The organism is Marinobacter zhejiangensis (assembly GCF_900114775.1).
Taxonomy (GTDB): domain Bacteria; phylum Pseudomonadota; class Gammaproteobacteria; order Pseudomonadales; family Oleiphilaceae; genus Marinobacter; species Marinobacter zhejiangensis.
In genome coordinates, this window is sequence record NZ_FOUE01000008.1 from 58434 (window position 1) to 73881 (window position 15448).

Here is a 15448-nt window from a genome sequence, read left to right on the forward strand (position 1 = left end):
GTGGCGCGTGTTGGGATTATACCGTAATCAGGGTTCGGGGCACTAAGGCTGTATGTGGAATGCGCGGATGCTACTTTGGCCTGCGAAGTTTTGATTGATGCTTATGCCAGAGCAATAATGCACTTATTCCAGATGTATCCTCAGGTTACGGTCGGGGGGTACTTCTCTATGGATTCAATTGACCACGGATGGAAATCACGCGTGCAGGCTGCCAAACCTAGCGTTACCACGAGAATACTGCTCGTTGACGATCACCTGATGTTTGCCGAGGCACTGTCGTTCATGCTTGAAGCGGAGATCGCCGGTACCAAAACGACGGTCTGCCAGTCCACGGCGGCGGCACTTGAAGCGATGATGGCTCAGGTTGTGGACGTCATACTCCTCGATATAGAGCTGGTGGCGGAATCGGGGCTGGGGGTGCTAGACATGATTGGGGTTGTGTACCCGGAGCGGAAGCCTCGTGTCCTTCTGTGCTCTGCTTATGAACGCCCCGTTGTGATTGCTAGGGCGATCGAAAAGGGGGCCTCAGGGTTTGCCAGCAAAAGCCAGTCTGCTGCAGAAATTGCCCAAGCTATACGCCAGGTTCTCAACGGCGAAATATACCTGTCGCCGACTATTCGGGACGAAGTCCGGCCCCTTCTTGAAAGCGGGACCGGGCGGTCGGCTCTATTGGGGCTTATGAGTTCCCGTCAGCTCGATATTCTCGCCTGTCTCGGTGAAGGGCTTTCTAACAAGCAGATAGCGGGATTCCTGAACCTCAGTGAGAACACGGTGAAGACTCATCTCAAGGAGATTTTCGACAAGTTGAACGTCAGCAGCCGAACGGCCTGTGTCAAAAAGGCCGTGGCGGAGGGGCTGCTGACACTGACCTGATCATGCTGTGGTGTTGAGCGGTACCTGAAGTTTGAAGCAGGAGCCAACACCGGCCGAGGACTCCAGTGTCAGGCTGATGTTAAGCGCACGACAGGCACGCTGGACAATGAACAGCCCAAGGCCGGCACTGTCACCGCGAGGGTTCAGGCTATTGAATTCCCCGAAAATGTTGGCGTGGTGTTCCTGAGGAATGCCTGGGCCTGTGTCGCGAACGTCAATCTGCAATTGACCTCCTCTCCTCGTTCCTTTGACGGATACGTTGCCCTGAGACGTGTATTGAATCGCGTTGGCGATCAGGTTTTCCAGTATCTGACGGAACAGCAGTGGGTCGGTATGAAGCTGTTCCCGCGGCAGGTCGAGGGTGAAGGTCAGGCCCTTGCGTTGGGCGGAGGCATCGAACAACGTTTTGAGATCGTTCTCGACTACGCTGATGTCAACGTCGCAGGTATTGATGACCAATGCCCGGGACTCAGCCCTGGCCATGCCCAGGAGATAGTTGAGCAGGCGGGAACCTTCCTGCAACACACGCTGCAGTTTGGCTACCGGTTCAGCGGTGTCGTCGGTGGCAACCCGTCCAAGATGATCGGCATACAGGGAGGCGGCCTGGATGGATTGCCTGAGGTCGTGGCTGGCAATGGCGAGGAAGCGGGTCTTGGCAAGATTGGCCGCATCGGCATCCTCCTTCGCATCGGCCAACTGCAACCGGAGAACAATGGCCTCTATCTGGGTCTTGAAGATCAGCACGCTATAGAGCACCAGGGACATCCAGGTCAGAGGTACAATGGCGACGTGCAACCAGCCATCCAGCGGTAGCTGGAACATGTGGTAACCGAACGAGCAGAAAACCGGGGTGAGGAAGGTAATGTAGATTTCCGGATAACACCCCATGGTGACCGAGGGGGTCGAAGAAAGAACCACCATCAGAAGCAGTACGGAGAATATCTGAACCAGGGTGGCATCCGGGAAAAACAGGAAGGGCGTCAACGACCACAGCAATCCCCAAATCACCGACAGGTAGAGGTTGACCCACCGCCACTTCCGAAGAAAACCGGGATTGTCCATGTTAGTCGGTATTGCGGTCTGGCGGTAATGGCGGATCAACAGCCAGGAATTCACCGAGACAAACAGTGTGCTGCCGAACCAGAGCAGGTGGATTCCGTTCGTTGCGTCGGACCAGAACAGCACACCGACAATGATTGCAGCGAGGGCACTGACCACCATTCTCGGGCCCACTTCAGACATGAAGAGGGCGTGACGGTTTGCGTCGATATGAGCTGAAAGTGGGTGGTTTTTCAGATAGTTGAAGGGGTACACCTGGAGCCCTGTCTATGGTTTTTGAGTAGCATAAACGGACAGGTGTGATAAATGAAGAGACTAAAACGGGCAGACATCAGGGAGCGCCCGCCGGAGCTCCCTGATGTCTTCGAGTGGTCAGTGCCGGTGCTTCAGTTCAGCTCGAAGGTGATGAAGCGGGTAGGTTCATTCCCATCCAGGCATAGCCCCTTTTCGTTCACCGAGCCGTCGCTGGCGATCTCATGGATAACGGTCATCAGGTGAAAGCACTCCAGTCCTTCCTGGCCAAGGCTGGTGTAGGAGGTTGGAGTACGGGTGCCGACCATTCCAGTATCGAATGTCGCTACGCCGTGCAGGTCGCCCCCTGACTTCGACGCATGGTGAATCGCGTAGAACGTACTGCCATTCGCATAACTGCGTTCCAGGGTTGATACCGGCATGATGGAGTCATCGCCTGCGAAAACGTTGGCGTCTTCGTTGACCACGATATCTTCAGTGATCCTGAAGCTGGATTCGATGGCAAATGCCGCTTCGTAATCCCGGAATACGACATTGTTTTCAAGGGGGGCGCCGAACCAGGTGAACTGGGAGCCATCGGTATGACCCGCAGCTATTAATGAGTCACTGCTGCCTGGGGTGGCGCGAGGCAGCCATTCCAGAGCGGTGATCGAGAGCGGGGCGCCTTCACTGCTGCTGGAGAATACGAAAGAACCTGGATCGACTCGCTGTGGCTCTGTCGAGTCTCCGGTGGTGTATTCGATATCCCGCAGGATGGCAATGATATAGGAGTTGTCATCATCACCCTGGCCGGGGATGGTGTATGTCCCCGGGCCAGCGACGGCTATGTCAAGAGTGGAAAGGCCCTTGGTTTCGTCCCCACCGGTTCCAACCACGGCAATGTCATTGCAGGTGGTGATCAGGAAATCATCGCTGGAGTCTGCGTCAGGGTCTTTATTAAGGTTGAAAAATGCCCCGATGTGCTCGTTGACCAAGGCCTGATCGTCGATCAGGTCATCATCCCGGTAAAAACCGAGGTAATCGGCAGTGGTTTCATCGCCGGATGAAAAACAGGCGACGACCAGCTCGTCAATGGATGAGGTCTGTGATGCCGGGTCATAGGCAGAGATCACCGTAACCATATCCAGGGCCAAGATAGCGCGCCCCGTAACCTGCTGTACTTCGGTGAATTCGGTGTCCCCCACTTCAGCTCGAAGCAGTGTTGAGTTGAAAGCGCCATCTGGCTGGGTATCGACTCGGCTGGCATAAATAACGCCGTTTAACTGGGTAAGTCCGGTGTAGAGCGGGGCTTTGCTTGGGTCATTGCCGGTATCAACGATGTACCCACTTGCTCCGACGGTTGTGTTGGCGCGGTCATCGTCGGCGCTGTCGCCGCCAGAAGAGCCGCCGCACGCCGTCAGTGCTGTTGTAGTGGCCAGGAGGATGGCTTTGTAGATCGAGTTGCGCTGCATCGTGTACGTCCTTGCGAGGTGGTTTTGCTAGTAAAGAGCGATGCTGTCTTGTCATCGGCAGGTAGCATTACAGGGGATTCACGAAGCGGATTGCTCACCCATCCGGGTGAACTGCGTAACGGAGTGTAACGGGCAGCCGGAGGGGGCTGCTGGCGAGTGCTGCTTGAGAGCGGAGCTTATTGGCGGGGCCAGCTACTGGCCCCGTACTTGATACAGCGCTTCCAGGTCGGTGGAATAACTGACACCAACCAGCTTCCAGCCGGTGTCGGGCTGGTAGAAGGTGAATGTCCAGGCAATGGCTGCCGCGTTGAACTTTTGCAGCCAGGTTTCTCGGTAGAACTCGTCACCAATCCCTTCGCTCCGCACGAGAACGCTGGCAAGCGGCTGCCCGACCTGATCGGTTACCCGTTGAAAGTAGGCGCTGGCCTCGGTGGCGGACTGGTCGAAGGGGGCTTGGGCAACCCCCAGGAAAGGCCGCAGCTGCTGATAGGCGTGTTCAATGCGGTTGTCGGCCACGCTGGCCATGAACGCTTCAGTTTGTGCGCGGATGGCGGTTGGGTCACTGAGTTCCCCGGGCCCGGAGGGTTCTGCTGCCACGGCAGTCGCGATAATCATCAGAAAAGGCAGCAGGCGTCGGGCCAGGGGCATGGGTCAGTTCTCCGGAGTGAGGATGCGGGTCAGGTAACCGTATTCGAGGCAGTCCGGGGCTCCTTCCGGTCTTGGCAAACGTACGACGTAGCCACTGCCTGGGGCATAGTCTAGGGCGTTGCCGTCACGGTTTTCCATGGATTCGGTCGCAAAGCGGATATTTCCACTCGGGGTCATCAGTTCCAGCGGATCGCCACAGGCGAACCGGTTTTTGACCGAGACAGTCAGGGTATGGTCGTCGGCATCCACGATTTCTCCAACCACCTGCTGGGTGCCCTGGAGTGAGGAACCCTGTTCGTAGGTCTGGTATTCCTGGGGCAGGTGACGACGCAGGAAGCCCTCGGTGTAGCCCCGGTTGGACAGGGCCTCCAGTTCGTCCATCTGGCTCATATCAAAAGGCTGGCCGGCGACGGCGCGATCGATGGCGCGGCGGTAGATCTGGGTGGTTCGGGCCACGTAGTAGGGGCTCTTGGTGCGCCCTTCGATCTTCAGTGAGTGGATGCCCATCTTGCACAGGGCCTCTACGTGTTGCACCGCGCGCAGGTCGCGGGAGTTCATGATGTAGGTGCCGTGCTCATCCTCGTAGGCCGGGATGAAACTGCCGGGGCGATTGGGTTCTTCCAGAAGCACTTGGGTGTCGTTGGGGTAGGGGGTAGCCTCGGCGACCGGAATCAGATCACCGCTTTGGTCCTCGGTGTGTTGCACCTCCCGGTAGTTCCAGCGGCAGGCATTGGTGCAGGTGCCCTGGTTGGCATCACGGTGGTTCATGTAGCCAGACAGCAGGCAGCGGCCGGAGTAGGCCATGCACAGGGCGCCGTGGACAAAGACCTCCAGCTCCATCTGGGGAACCCGTTCACGGATTTCACGGATCTCCTCCAGGTCCAGCTCCCGCGACAGGATCACCCGCTGGATGCCCTGGCGGCGCCAGAACTCGACGGTGGCCCAGTTGACCGCGTTGGCCTGCACCGACAGGTGGATGGGCTGGTCTGGCCAGTTTTCTCGCACCAGCATGATCAGGCCAGGGTCCGACATGATCAACGCGTCCGGTTTGAGTTCGACAATGGGTGCCAGGTCACGCAGGAAGGTGCGCACCTTGCTGTTATGGGGTGCGATGTTGGACACCAGGTAGAACTGCTTGCCCAGGCGGCGGGCACGCCGGATGCCTTCTGCCAGGGTATCGACCGACTTGAAGGTGTTGTTGCGGGCCCGCAGTGAGTAACGGGGTTGGCCGGCATAGACCGCGTCGGCGCCGTAGGCAAAGGCGGTGTCGAGATGGGTAAGGGTGCCTGCGGGGGCAAGGAGTTCGGGGCTGGTCATGGTTATCCGGTCGTTTGTCTATAGGCAAAAAGGCAGTTTGCCTGCATTTGGAGGGAGGTGAATTGACGAGACTCAAGGAAGGGGTGTTGAACTTCAGCTAACATGTGTAAGCTGAAATGGGTTGGGACGGCGTTTGGCTCAACCCAACAACTTTCTAACACCACGCAACAGCTCGGGCAGAAAAGGACGTTGGAAGCATGGGAGCGGAAACCTTGGCCAGCCTGGTGGCGGCCATGCACAACTACCTCCGGAGTGAGGGATACAGTCAGCAGCAGTTGGCCGCACTGACCTCGGGGTCGCCAGCGGGCGCGTCCATGTCGGCGGTCCAGTTGCAGCGTTTATGGCAATTGATCCAGCAGCAGTTGCACGCCTCCGTATCCATCAGCCTGAAAGTCCGGCCACTGATTCAGGCCCAGATGGAACGAGGGCGGGTGCGGGTAGAACAGGTCGCCTCGCAACTGCACATGAGCCGTTACACCTTGCACAAGCGGCTGAAGGCCGAGAACCAGACCTTCTCCGATATCCTCCAGGACGTTCGGCGGGAGCAGGCGTTGGTGTATTTGCAGGATCGCCAGCGCCCGCTGGCGGATGTGGCTGACCGGCTCGGTTTCTCGGAGCTGAGTGCGTTCAGTCGTGCCTTCAAGCGCTGGATGGGCTGTTCACCGGCCGAGTACCGGGCCCAGCCCATCATCGACTGAACACCGTTGCCGCTCAGTGGCTGGCCGTTGTTTCAGCGCTGGCCAGAAAACTCAGCACATCGCCCACCGTGACCAGTTGGTCAGCCTGGTCATCGGACAGCTCCAGGCCAAAGGCCTCTTCCAGCGCCATCGTCAGCTCCACCAGGTCCAGGGAGTCTGCCCCCAGGTCATCCACCAGGCGGGAACCCTCGGAAATGTCGGCTTCCGGTACCGCCAGTTGTTCGGCAATCAGGGCGAATACCCGTTGTTGTTGATCATTCATGGCTTGTCTCCTTATCGTTTCTCAAAGACCAGGCTGGCGTTGGTGCCGCCAAACCCGAAACTGTTGCTCATCACCCGCTCCAGGTTCACGTTGTCGCGACGTTCGCGTACCAGTGGGAAACCTTCGGCCAGGGGATCGAGATGGTCGATGTGTGCCGAGGCAGTGATGAAATTGTGCCGCTGCATCAGCAGGGAATAGATCGCTTCATGAACCCCGGCGGCGCCCAGGGCGTGGCCACTCAAGGGCTTGGTGGCACTGATGGCGGGGGTGTTATCACCGAACACCTCGCGAATGGCCCCCAGCTCGGTGATGTCGCCCGCAGGGGTGCTGGTGCCATGGGTGTTGATGTAGTCAATGCCGCCATCGATACCCGCCAGTGCCTGCTGCATGCAGCGAACCGCGCCTTCGCCGCTTGGGCTGACCATGTCGGCGCCGTCGGAGGTGGCGCCAAAGCCGACCAGTTCGGCCAGGATGGTAGCGCCGCGTGCCTCGGCATGCTCCAGGGCTTCCAGAATCAGAACCCCGCCACCGCCCGAGATTACAAAGCCATCCCGGTCGCGGTCGTAGGTGCGGGAGGCTCGCTCCGGCTGGTCGTTGTACTTGCTGGACAGCGCTCCCATGGCATCGAACAGCAGGCTCAGACTCCAGTGGGTGTCTTCGCCGCCGCCGGCGAACATGACGTCCTGGCGCCCCCAGGCAATCAGGTCGCGGGCATGCCCAATGCAATGGGCGCTGGTGGCGCAGGCCGAGGTGATGCCGTAGTTGACGCCACGAATGCCGTAGGCGGTGGCAAGGCTGGCATTGATGGCACTGCCCATGGTGCGTGGAACCCGGTAGGGGCCAACCCGTCGCAGACCCCGTTCACGGTGGGTGTCGATGGCGTCCATCAGTTCCACCGTTGAAGCACCGCCGGTGCCCATTACCAAACCGGTAGAGTCGGCCTTAATAATCTGCTGAGGCAGCTGGGCCTGGGCGATGGCTTCCCGCATGGCGAGGTAGGCATAGCCCGACGCGGGGCACATGAAGCGCAACAGCTTGCGGTCGATGAGCTCGCTCAGCTCCAGGTCGATCCGCCCGCTGACATGGCTGCGCAAACCGGCATCCCTGGCCTGTTCGTCAAAACGGATGCCGGAGCGCCCCTCTTTAAGGGACGACAGCACGTCCTGCTGGTTGTGCCCAAGACTTGAAACGATCCCCATTCCGGTAACAACAACGCGTCGCATGATGGTTTCCCTCAAAAGTCATCGGTGGATGTGAACAGGCCAACCCGCAGGTCACTGGCGGTGTAGATCTCCCGGCCATCGACAGACATCGTGCCATCGGCGATGGCCAGGGTGAGCTTGCGGCGCATAACCCGTTTGATGTCGAGGCGGTAGCGCACTTCACGGTTGTGGGGCAGTACCTGGCCAAAGAACTTTACCTCTCCCGAACCCAGTGCGCGGCCCTTGCCCTCGCCGCCGCCCCAGGCCAGAAAAAAGCCCACCAGTTGCCAAAGCGCATCGAGCCCGAGGCAACCCGGCATGACCGGGTCGTCCTGGAAGTGGCAGCCGAAGAACCAGAGCTCTGGGTGGATATCGAGTTCGGCTTCTACGAACCCCTGGCCATAGCGGCCGCCTTCGCCGGAAATAGCGGTAATGCGGTCGAACATCAGCATGGGGGCGGTAGGCAGGCGCATGGCACCGTCGAACAGCTTGCCCTCACCGCACGCCTGCAGTTCCTGCTTGGTGTATTGATCCTGTGGCATGTTGTGGATCTCCCGGGTTTGAATAGGGTCTGAATAACGTGTGACCTGACTCTATCCCGGCGGCGGGCATTCACCGTTGACCGACGGTGGGTGATTGTTGACTGCTGGTTGACCGGGCTGAAGTGAATTAGGATTTGATGGTGGTCAAGGAGTGATCAGAGGGAAGCGCTTAGGCTGAATGTAAAATGACCATCAAGGGGCGGCCTATGACATCCGCAGCCAATTCCTGGGGCGCTTTGGAAGTGCAGGATCATCGGGTTCAGGTTCGCCTGGAGCGCCTGTTGGCGCATCCACAGGCGCGGGTCTGGGACATGCTGACTGACAGCCAGCTGCTGCCACTCTGGCTCGCCCCAGGCAGCATTGAAGCCCGCCCGGGCGGCCGGGTGACGATTGATTTCGGAAACAGCGGTTGCCCCATCGACTCGCCGCTGACCAGCTACGATCCGCCGCATCGGCTGTGCTATTCCTGGAGTCAGGTCGGTGAGCCCTTGCGGCCGGTGACCTGGCTATTGCAGGAGGAAGGTGAGGGTACCCGTTTGACGCTGTGTCTGGATTTACCGGACGATGGCCTGGTGGCGACCGCCTGTGCTGGCTGGGATGCCCACCTGGAAATGCTGATGGCGGCCCTGGAGGGCATCGCCATCCACTTTCCCGCCAGCCGTTTCCGGCAGGCGAGGCAGGCATTCAGCGAGCTGGTGCCAGGCTGAGTCAGCCCGGGCGGCCGTCCGGACGAGGGCGGAGCAGGATGCCGGTGTAGCGGAGCAGGAACAGGGCATAGGCCACCACCCACAACAGGCTGGCGATACCAATGCCGGGATGCCAGGGCAACAGCCCTGCGGCCGTCAGCACCCGCACCAGCGCGGCGAGGTGAATGGCAACAAACGCCACTACCATTCCCCGGGGCAACTGCAGTGGGCGGCCGGTATGACCAAGGGCAACCCGGGCAATGACCCCAAGAATCAGGCAGGCCACGGCCCCGGCTCCGGCCGCATGGCTCCACAGGGTGGTGGGCCAGTTAAAAAAGAACTGCCCCGCCAGCAGCGCCAGTGATACCGGAACCCAGAGGATCGACAGGTGCAGTATCCACAACAGTGGCTCTGCACGGACCAGCCATCCCCGCCAACACAGTAGCCGGACCAGCGTCAGCACCGCAGCACTGGCCGCCAGGACTCCTGTTGCCAGGCCAGCCTTCAGCAACAATGCCGCGACCACCAACACCATGTTGACGATCACCGCCAGGTCCAGTGCCGGGATGCTGCGAACGGCATCAGGGTTGCCGCCGTGTTGTTTGAGCCAGCCCTTGCTGAACGCGGGGGTGATGCGGCCACCAATAATGCTGATCAAGGCCAGGGTCAGCACCAGCGCGCCCTGGATGAACACCGGGCCGTGGCTGGTGACATACCCCACCTGCATGGCCCAGAGCAGCCCCAGCACCACCAGGATCATCAGTTGGCGTTTCTGGCGTGCGTGCCAGATCCGCCATCCGGCATCCAGCATGATCAACGGAATAAACGCGAGATTAATACCTTGAACCAGCCAGAACGGAAGGTCTGCCCCCAGGGCCATCAGCAGGCGCCCCAAGAGCCACACGCCCCATAGCAAGACAAGACGCCAGCCGTGGGTTCGCTCGGTTTGAGTCCAGACACACACCGCGGTGAGCAGGAACCCGGCGATGGCTGCGGACAGAAAGCCGAACAGCATCTCATGCTGGTGCCACAACAGCCCGGGCATGGCCAGCGGCAGGCCGGCCTTGCCAGTGACCACCAGTACCCATAAGGGAATCAGGACCAGCGCGAGTACGGCCAGCGACAGGAAGAAAATACGAAATGGGTAGGCGAACAGCTGGGAGAGTGAGGGGTGTTGGTTGTCGGGGATGGACTGCATGCTGCCGTTACCTCTCAGTGCTTGGACATGGCCAGTACTTGAACAATAACATTCATATTAAATGAATGTTATTGTCGATGGTATACCTGTGAGGTGGTAAAGTTTCGGCGCGGCCGGGTAACGCCTCACTCTCAGAAATCAAGGGTCCCTCGATGACTTCATACGTACTTCTCAAACACATCCACATGACGGCTGCCTATATCACCATCGCCCTGTTTGGCCTGCGGCTGCTGCTGGATAGCTGTGGCCGCCCGGGGTGGCGGGAGGGGCCGCTGCGGTGGATTCCCCATGCCAACGATACCGTGCTGTTGCTGGCGGCGGTGGGGCTGGTGGTCGTGAGTGGCTGGATGCCGCTGGTGCACCACTGGTTAACACTGAAGGTGGTTTTCCTGCTGGGCTACATTGCTGCCGGGGTAGTCGCGCTGAGCCCGCAACGACGCACGCCGGTCAGGGTTGTGGCGGCTTTAGCGGCGTTGGCCCAGGTGGGGTTGATTGTCGTTCTGGCCAAGACCAAGCCGGTGTTGTTTGCGGGGTAACCCCGCCGGGCGATCAGAGGCTCAAGAGCCAGATGAGCAGCAGCCCGTTGGCCAGCAACGACAGCAAGGCGATGAAGCGCCAGCGGTCGGGCGGGATTCGATCCACCAACGGTTCCTGACCGGAAGGCAGCAGCTGCGGGTTGGGGTGTTCAAGGTCGTGCAGGAACTCCGACAAGGCCTGGTAACGGTCGCGGGGGTTGAGCGCCACGGCTTTCTGCAGGCAGGCATCGAGCCATTTGGGCAGGTCGGGGTTGACGTCGCGGGCACTGCGGTAGCGTAACCGCTTGCGAACCGATGGCCGGGGCTCTTTGGCATAGGGCAGCTGACCGGTCAGCATTTCGTAGGCAATCACTCCCAGCGCGTAGCGGTCAGACGCGGGCGTTGACAGGTCGCCTTCCAGACACTCCGGGGCAGCGTAGCTGGCGGTGCCCAGGTAACGGTCGCGATCCCAGGGCACGTCAATCTCTTCGATACCGCGAATACGGACAGACCCGAGATCGATGATCTTCACGGTGCCATCCTGGTCGATCACGATGTTCTCCGGTTTCAGATCCTGATGAATCATTTCCAGCCGATGCAAGGCCCGCAGTCCTGAGGCGATTTGCCGCACGGTCTCCCGAACCCGGGACGGCTCAGGCAAAGGGTGATCGTTCATCCAGGCCCGCAGCGTGGGGCCATTTACATACTCGGTCAGGCAATACAGGCACTGGCGGTTGGCCGGCGGGTCTATGGCCTTGACCACGTGGGCGTTATTGACTCGCTTGGCCACCCAGGCTTCGGTCATAAAGCGGTCGATGTAGCCGGCGTCGTCAGAGTAGTTGGGCGACGGGGTCTTGAGGATCACCGGGGCGCTGCCATCAATGGGTGCGGCCTTGTAGACCTGGGTGCGGTTGCTGGCATGGATCTCCCGCACAATGCGGTAGCCGTCCAGGATCAGGCCGGGCTCCAGTGGGGGTGGGAAGGGCAGCGCTGACAACCGTTCGTAGTGTGCATTCAGGTCCTCAGCCGGCAGGTGATCAATGGCGATGACCTGGGCGCTGAGATTGTCATCGGACCCGTTTTCATAGGCGGTGGTCACCAGCAGTTCTGCCGCCGCTTCCGGGTCGTCGGCACTGGCGCATTCGCTGAGGGTGGCCGACGACAGGAAACTGTGGGTGCCATCGGACGTCAGGATCAGCCGATCGCCCGGCTGCAGGCGGACTCGGCACACGTCAATCTCCACATTCAGCTCGACCCCCATGGCCCGGGCCAGGGCCTGTTTGCCGGGGCCGACAGCAATGTGGTGATCACGGGTCAGGCACTCCAGTTCGCCTGCCCGCAACAGGTACACCCGGCTGTCGCCGACGTGGAAAATGTAGGCGCGGTTGTTCTTGATGATCACGCCGCTGAAGGTGCAGACCATGCCGCGGCCATCACCATGGCTGGCATGACCGCGGCCGTGGAGCCAGCGGTTCAAGGCGCCAAGCACCTTGCTGGCGGCGGTTTCAACACTCCAGGTGTCCGGTGTGCTGTAGTAGTCCAGCAGGAAACCCTTAACGCAGGTCTCTGCGGCCTCCCGGCCGGCCTGTGAGGCACTGACCCCGTCAGCGAGTACGGCGCTGACCCCTTTCAGGGTCAAGGCTTCGCCTTCCGGGTAGCGGGCCCCCAGGCTGTCCTGATTTTCCGGCTTGCGGCCAGCCATGCTGTGCTGACCAAGCCGGAGTAACAGTTTGGCTGTCATGACACCTCAATCATCCGTACCGAACCATCAGGCATGACTTCACTGGTTTGTGGATCGGGCTCATCCATGAACACGCCCACCAGGGCGAGGATCGCCAGGGCGAATACCCCAATGACCACGAAGAACATGGCCGGTGATACCAGCGACAGCACCAGCAGGAACACCACCCCGCCGACGTTGCCGTAGGCGCCTGCCATCCCGGCCACCTGACCGGTGAGGCGGCGCTTGACCAGTGGTACGGAGGCATAGACTGCACCGCAACCGGCCTGCACGAAAACCGAGCAGAACAGCACCATGAGCACGGCCAGCGCCAGCGGCCAGCTGCTGTTGATCTGTCCCATCACCAGGTAGCCAATGGCAATACCGGCCATGGTGAGCATGATCGTCAGCTTGCGGCCAAAGCGGTCGGCCACGTAGCCACCGCCAGGGCGACCAATCAGGTTCATCAGGGCAAAGCTGCCACCAAGCATACCCGCCAGTACCGGAGAAACCTCAAAGGTATCGAGGAAGTACAGGGGCAGCATGGAAACAACTGCCAGTTCGGAGCCAAAGCTGGCCATGTAGGTCAGGTTAAGCAGTGCCACCTGTTTGAACGGATAGCGGTCAAACTCGGGGACCGGCTGACGGAATACGTGTCCGTTTACCTGCCAGATCCGGATGAACTGGAACACCATCATGATGGTGATCAGGCCATAGAGCATGTAGGTGGTGGTTTCGTTCACCATGCCCAGTTTGGTGGGGCCCAGCTTCCAGACGATCAGGGCCAGGGCAATGAACAGCGGCAGGTTCATGATCAGGTACAGGTAGAAGTCGCCCTTGCTGGTGACTTCCATGGCGCCGCCTTTCTTGGGCTTGAAGTAGGTTGAGCCCTTGGGGGTGTCGCGCACCATCAGATAGAACACCGCTGAGTAGGCAATGGCGATGACGCCCGTGGTGCCTACTGCACAGCGCCAGCCCTCGTCACCGCCGAAGGCCAGTGCGAGAGCGGGAAGGGTCAGGCCGGCAAAGGCGGCACCAAAGTTACCCCAGCCGCCATAAATGCCTTCTGCCAAGCCCAGTTCACGGGCCGGGTACCACTCGCTGATCAGCCGAATACCCACCACAAACCCGGCTCCCACAAAGCCCAGCAGGAAGCGGGTGATCGCCAGTTGTTCGAACGAATCGGCCAGGGCAAAGGCCAGACAGAAGATGCCAGAGAGGACCAGCACCAGGCTGTAGACCTTGCGCGGGCCCAGGTTGTCCACCAGCATGCCAATCAGGATACGGGCAGGGATGGTCAAGGCGACGTTGAGCAGCAGCAGGGTGTTCACTTCGGCGTCACTGAGACTAAACTGCTCGCGGATGGCGGCCATCAGCGGGGCGTGGTTGAACCACACCAGGAAGCTGATAAAAAACGCCATCCAGCTCAGGTGAAGTATTCGGGTTTTCCCCTCAAAGGAGAAGAAGCGAAAGCGTTGCTCGTTCATAGGCGTGCCCTGTTTCAAAGCGTTTGACGATATCCGGAGGGCGTGGGTGCCTGGAAAAGGGACGTATCGACCCGTAGGAGGGCTGACTCAAGATGGCTGGATGCAGACCGGCATCACCCTTTCCTTCAGCAGTGACGCCATTGCCAGCAGCCATATCCGGACATGGGAATCCATGTGCCCCAAGACAAAGCAAATGCTGTACCAGTGTCGGGAAAGTGTGAAAAAAGGGGGCGTTGACTCAATGCCGGGGGGGAGCTGTCGTGGGGTTCTGCATCAATGGAGGGCGAGGTGAGATGGGGGTGCCTTGTGGTGGTGCAGAAAAAAGGAGGCCGTCATTTCTGACGGCCTACTCGTCGACGCCAGGTGGCTGAATGGCTTTGACGGTGTGCTTGACCGCCGACCTGACCCGGTGTGCGGGAGTGGCCCCCAGCTTTTTAAACCGCATTTGAGGAACCTCTACATCGACTATCACCAGTTCCGGAATCCGTGCCATAACCTGGGCGATGGGGAACTCTCCATCGCCAGGCAGCATCCTGTCTTTGACGGCCTCTGCGTACCTGTCTTCGGGTTCCTCAAACAGTCCATCGCAGACCTGGACGTAACCGAGCTCATGGGGGGCGATGGCACTGAGCATTTCCACATTTCCGCCATTGCGAAAGAAATGCAGCAAGTCCAGAGCAATTCGGCCATTGCTCATGTTGGCTGAGCGGACAATCTGCAAGGCGGTATCCAGCGTTCGTACTGCGGAAAAACTGGTGAATTCGAGGGCTGCGTCAAGCCCATAGCCACCGGCTAGCTCACAGAACTTTGCAAACGTTGCCACGGAGCGTGCACCGTCGCCATCGTGCATATGCACAGTTGCCTGGCGAGCGCCCAGGCGTTGCCCCATAGCAAGCACTTCGTTGAAGCTGCTGACGTCGGTCTCTGGCCGGAGCTGAAACAGCTCCAGGTTATTAATGGATACCCCATGCTCTGACAACGCACGCTGGAGCTGTTGCTCGCTTTCACCGGGTGACACTACTGGGTAGCCTGCTTCTTTCACGCCAGGCAAATCGCAGAATATTCCGATATAGGAGCATCCGGTTTGAGCGGCGTAGCCAGGCAGCTCGGAAGGCGCGGCATCCAGCACGGTCAGGTGGTGCAAAGAGAATGATCGTTTGGTTTCCATGGCCTTGTCCCGCCTGAGCCCGGTTGTAGTTGAAAGTGGATCAGCTGTCGCGGTTCTGCTGCTTCAGCAGATCCAGCGCCACATCCACAATCATGTCTTCCTGACCACCCACCATACGGCGGCGGCCAAGTTCTACCAGAATATCCACGGTCTTCAGACCATACTTCTGCGCCGCCACTTCGGAGTGGCGCAGGAAGCTGGAATAGACCCCGGCGTAGCCCAGGGCCAGGGTTTCCCGGTCCACCCGCACCGGCCGATCCTGCAGCGGACGCACGATGTCGTCGGCGGCGTCCATCAGGCCGTACACGTCGGTGCCATGCTCCCAGCCCATCTTGTCGAAGGCGGCAATGCACACTTCCAGCGGGGCGTT

The 15448-nt window shown here is 59.9% G+C and carries 15 protein-coding genes and 1 pseudogene; 4 read left to right on the forward strand and 12 right to left on the reverse strand.

The annotated features are described in order from the left end of the window. The first annotated feature begins 201 nt into the window (after window positions 1–201). Window positions 202–873, forward strand: a complete 672-nt coding sequence (locus BMZ67_RS18195) for a response regulator transcription factor (protein ID WP_175481968.1) — start codon at window positions 202–204, stop codon at window positions 871–873. Here the strand turns inward: BMZ67_RS18195 and BMZ67_RS18200 are convergent, their stop codons facing one another. The 4 genes from BMZ67_RS18200 to trhP all read right to left on the reverse strand — a co-directional run bounded on the left by BMZ67_RS18200 (window position 874) and on the right by trhP (window position 5600). Then, entirely contained in the window at window positions 874–2115 is a 1242-nt protein-coding gene (locus BMZ67_RS18200) for a sensor histidine kinase (protein ID WP_092026894.1), read from the reverse strand. 203 nt (window positions 2116–2318) lie between these two features. Then, a complete protein-coding gene (locus tag BMZ67_RS18205; RefSeq protein WP_092026742.1) occupies window positions 2319–3635 on the reverse strand; it encodes a hypothetical protein in 1317 nt (438 codons plus the stop codon). Between the two features lie 192 nt (window positions 3636–3827). Then, entirely contained in the window at window positions 3828–4283 is a 456-nt protein-coding gene (locus tag BMZ67_RS18210) for a hypothetical protein (protein WP_092026745.1), read from the reverse strand. 3 nt (window positions 4284–4286) lie between these two features. Continuing rightward, the gene (trhP, locus tag BMZ67_RS18215; protein WP_092026748.1) at window positions 4287–5600 is read right to left on the reverse strand and encodes a prephenate-dependent tRNA uridine(34) hydroxylase TrhP; all 1314 of its coding nucleotides are present in this window, start codon (window positions 5598–5600) and stop codon (window positions 4287–4289) included. A 197-nt stretch (window positions 5601–5797) separates the two neighbouring features. Between trhP and BMZ67_RS18890 the strand changes: the two genes are divergently transcribed. Continuing rightward, complete coding sequence (locus BMZ67_RS18890; protein ID WP_425434258.1) at window positions 5798–6298, forward strand: helix-turn-helix transcriptional regulator; 501 nt, start codon at window positions 5798–5800, stop codon at window positions 6296–6298. Window positions 6299–6311: 13 nt separating this feature from the next. On the opposite strand, the gene acpP is transcribed toward BMZ67_RS18890, so the two are convergent. Genes acpP through fabA form a run of 3 tightly spaced genes read right to left on the reverse strand, consistent with a single transcriptional unit; the run spans window position 6312 to window position 8304 of the window. Next, on the reverse strand, window positions 6312–6560 hold the full coding sequence (acpP, locus tag BMZ67_RS18225; protein WP_092026751.1) for an acyl carrier protein: 249 nt from the start codon (window positions 6558–6560) through the stop codon (window positions 6312–6314). Between the two features lie 11 nt (window positions 6561–6571). Next, window positions 6572–7783: a beta-ketoacyl-ACP synthase I gene (gene fabB, locus BMZ67_RS18230; RefSeq protein ID WP_092026782.1), complete on the reverse strand. Its 1212-nt coding sequence runs from the start codon at window positions 7781–7783 to the stop codon at window positions 6572–6574. 11 nt (window positions 7784–7794) lie between these two features. After that, window positions 7795–8304, reverse strand: coding sequence for a bifunctional 3-hydroxydecanoyl-ACP dehydratase/trans-2-decenoyl-ACP isomerase (gene fabA / locus BMZ67_RS18235; RefSeq protein WP_092026820.1), 510 nt, complete (start codon window positions 8302–8304; stop codon window positions 7795–7797). A 206-nt stretch (window positions 8305–8510) separates the two neighbouring features. Here fabA and BMZ67_RS18240 point away from each other — a divergent pair, with 206 nt between their 5' ends. Beyond that, window positions 8511–9011 (forward strand): SRPBCC family protein, encoded by a 501-nt coding sequence (locus tag BMZ67_RS18240; protein ID WP_092026900.1) that lies wholly within the window; start codon window positions 8511–8513, stop codon window positions 9009–9011. A gap of 1 nt (window position 9012) precedes the next feature. On the opposite strand, the gene BMZ67_RS18245 is transcribed toward BMZ67_RS18240, so the two are convergent. Continuing rightward, window positions 9013–10188, reverse strand: a complete 1176-nt coding sequence (locus BMZ67_RS18245; protein WP_092026833.1) for an NnrS family protein — start codon at window positions 10186–10188, stop codon at window positions 9013–9015. A 152-nt stretch (window positions 10189–10340) separates the two neighbouring features. On the opposite strand from BMZ67_RS18245, the gene BMZ67_RS18250 reads away from it, so the two are divergent. Beyond that, complete coding sequence (locus BMZ67_RS18250) at window positions 10341–10724, forward strand: SirB2 family protein (protein ID WP_092026846.1); 384 nt, start codon at window positions 10341–10343, stop codon at window positions 10722–10724. A gap of 13 nt (window positions 10725–10737) precedes the next feature. On the opposite strand, the gene BMZ67_RS18255 is transcribed toward BMZ67_RS18250, so the two are convergent. From BMZ67_RS18255 to BMZ67_RS18270, 4 genes and pseudogenes are all read right to left on the reverse strand, one after another. After that, the gene (locus BMZ67_RS18255; RefSeq protein WP_092026870.1) at window positions 10738–12444 is read right to left on the reverse strand and encodes a bifunctional protein-serine/threonine kinase/phosphatase; all 1707 of its coding nucleotides are present in this window, start codon (window positions 12442–12444) and stop codon (window positions 10738–10740) included. Beyond that, on the reverse strand, window positions 12441–13910 hold the full coding sequence (locus tag BMZ67_RS18260) for a NarK family nitrate/nitrite MFS transporter (RefSeq protein ID WP_092026873.1): 1470 nt from the start codon (window positions 13908–13910) through the stop codon (window positions 12441–12443). The genes BMZ67_RS18255 and BMZ67_RS18260 overlap by 4 nt, the downstream gene beginning before the upstream one ends. A gap of 346 nt (window positions 13911–14256) precedes the next feature. Then, window positions 14257–15078, reverse strand: a complete 822-nt coding sequence (locus tag BMZ67_RS18265; protein ID WP_092026876.1) for a sugar phosphate isomerase/epimerase family protein — start codon at window positions 15076–15078, stop codon at window positions 14257–14259. 40 nt (window positions 15079–15118) lie between these two features. Continuing rightward, a pseudogene (locus BMZ67_RS18270) lies at window positions 15119–15448 on the reverse strand (4-hydroxy-2-oxovalerate aldolase); the annotation flags it as partial.

Excerpts from the sequence above, each read along its gene's own strand:
- BMZ67_RS18200 (WP_092026894.1), bottom strand. The coding sequence starts at position 2,115 with ATGTCTGAAGTGGGCCCGAGAATGGTGGTCAGTGCCCTCGCTGCAATC.
- BMZ67_RS18205 (WP_092026742.1), bottom strand. The coding sequence starts at position 3,635 with ATGCAGCGCAACTCGATCTACAAAGCCATCCTCCTGGCCACTACAACA.
- BMZ67_RS18210 (WP_092026745.1), bottom strand. The coding sequence starts at position 4,283 with ATGCCCCTGGCCCGACGCCTGCTGCCTTTTCTGATGATTATCGCGACT.
- trhP (WP_092026748.1), bottom strand. The coding sequence starts at position 5,600 with ATGACCAGCCCCGAACTCCTTGCCCCCGCAGGCACCCTTACCCATCTC.
- BMZ67_RS18890 (WP_425434258.1), top strand. The coding sequence starts at position 5,798 with ATGGGAGCGGAAACCTTGGCCAGCCTGGTGGCGGCCATGCACAACTAC.
- acpP (WP_092026751.1), bottom strand. The coding sequence starts at position 6,560 with ATGAATGATCAACAACAACGGGTATTCGCCCTGATTGCCGAACAACTG.
- fabB (WP_092026782.1), bottom strand. The coding sequence starts at position 7,783 with ATGCGACGCGTTGTTGTTACCGGAATGGGGATCGTTTCAAGTCTTGGG.
- fabA (WP_092026820.1), bottom strand. The coding sequence starts at position 8,304 with ATGCCACAGGATCAATACACCAAGCAGGAACTGCAGGCGTGCGGTGAG.
- BMZ67_RS18240 (WP_092026900.1), top strand. The coding sequence starts at position 8,511 with ATGACATCCGCAGCCAATTCCTGGGGCGCTTTGGAAGTGCAGGATCAT.
- BMZ67_RS18245 (WP_092026833.1), bottom strand. The coding sequence starts at position 10,188 with ATGCAGTCCATCCCCGACAACCAACACCCCTCACTCTCCCAGCTGTTC.
- BMZ67_RS18250 (WP_092026846.1), top strand. The coding sequence starts at position 10,341 with ATGACTTCATACGTACTTCTCAAACACATCCACATGACGGCTGCCTAT.
- BMZ67_RS18255 (WP_092026870.1), bottom strand. The coding sequence starts at position 12,444 with ATGACAGCCAAACTGTTACTCCGGCTTGGTCAGCACAGCATGGCTGGC.
- BMZ67_RS18260 (WP_092026873.1), bottom strand. The coding sequence starts at position 13,910 with ATGAACGAGCAACGCTTTCGCTTCTTCTCCTTTGAGGGGAAAACCCGA.
- BMZ67_RS18265 (WP_092026876.1), bottom strand. The coding sequence starts at position 15,078 with ATGGAAACCAAACGATCATTCTCTTTGCACCACCTGACCGTGCTGGAT.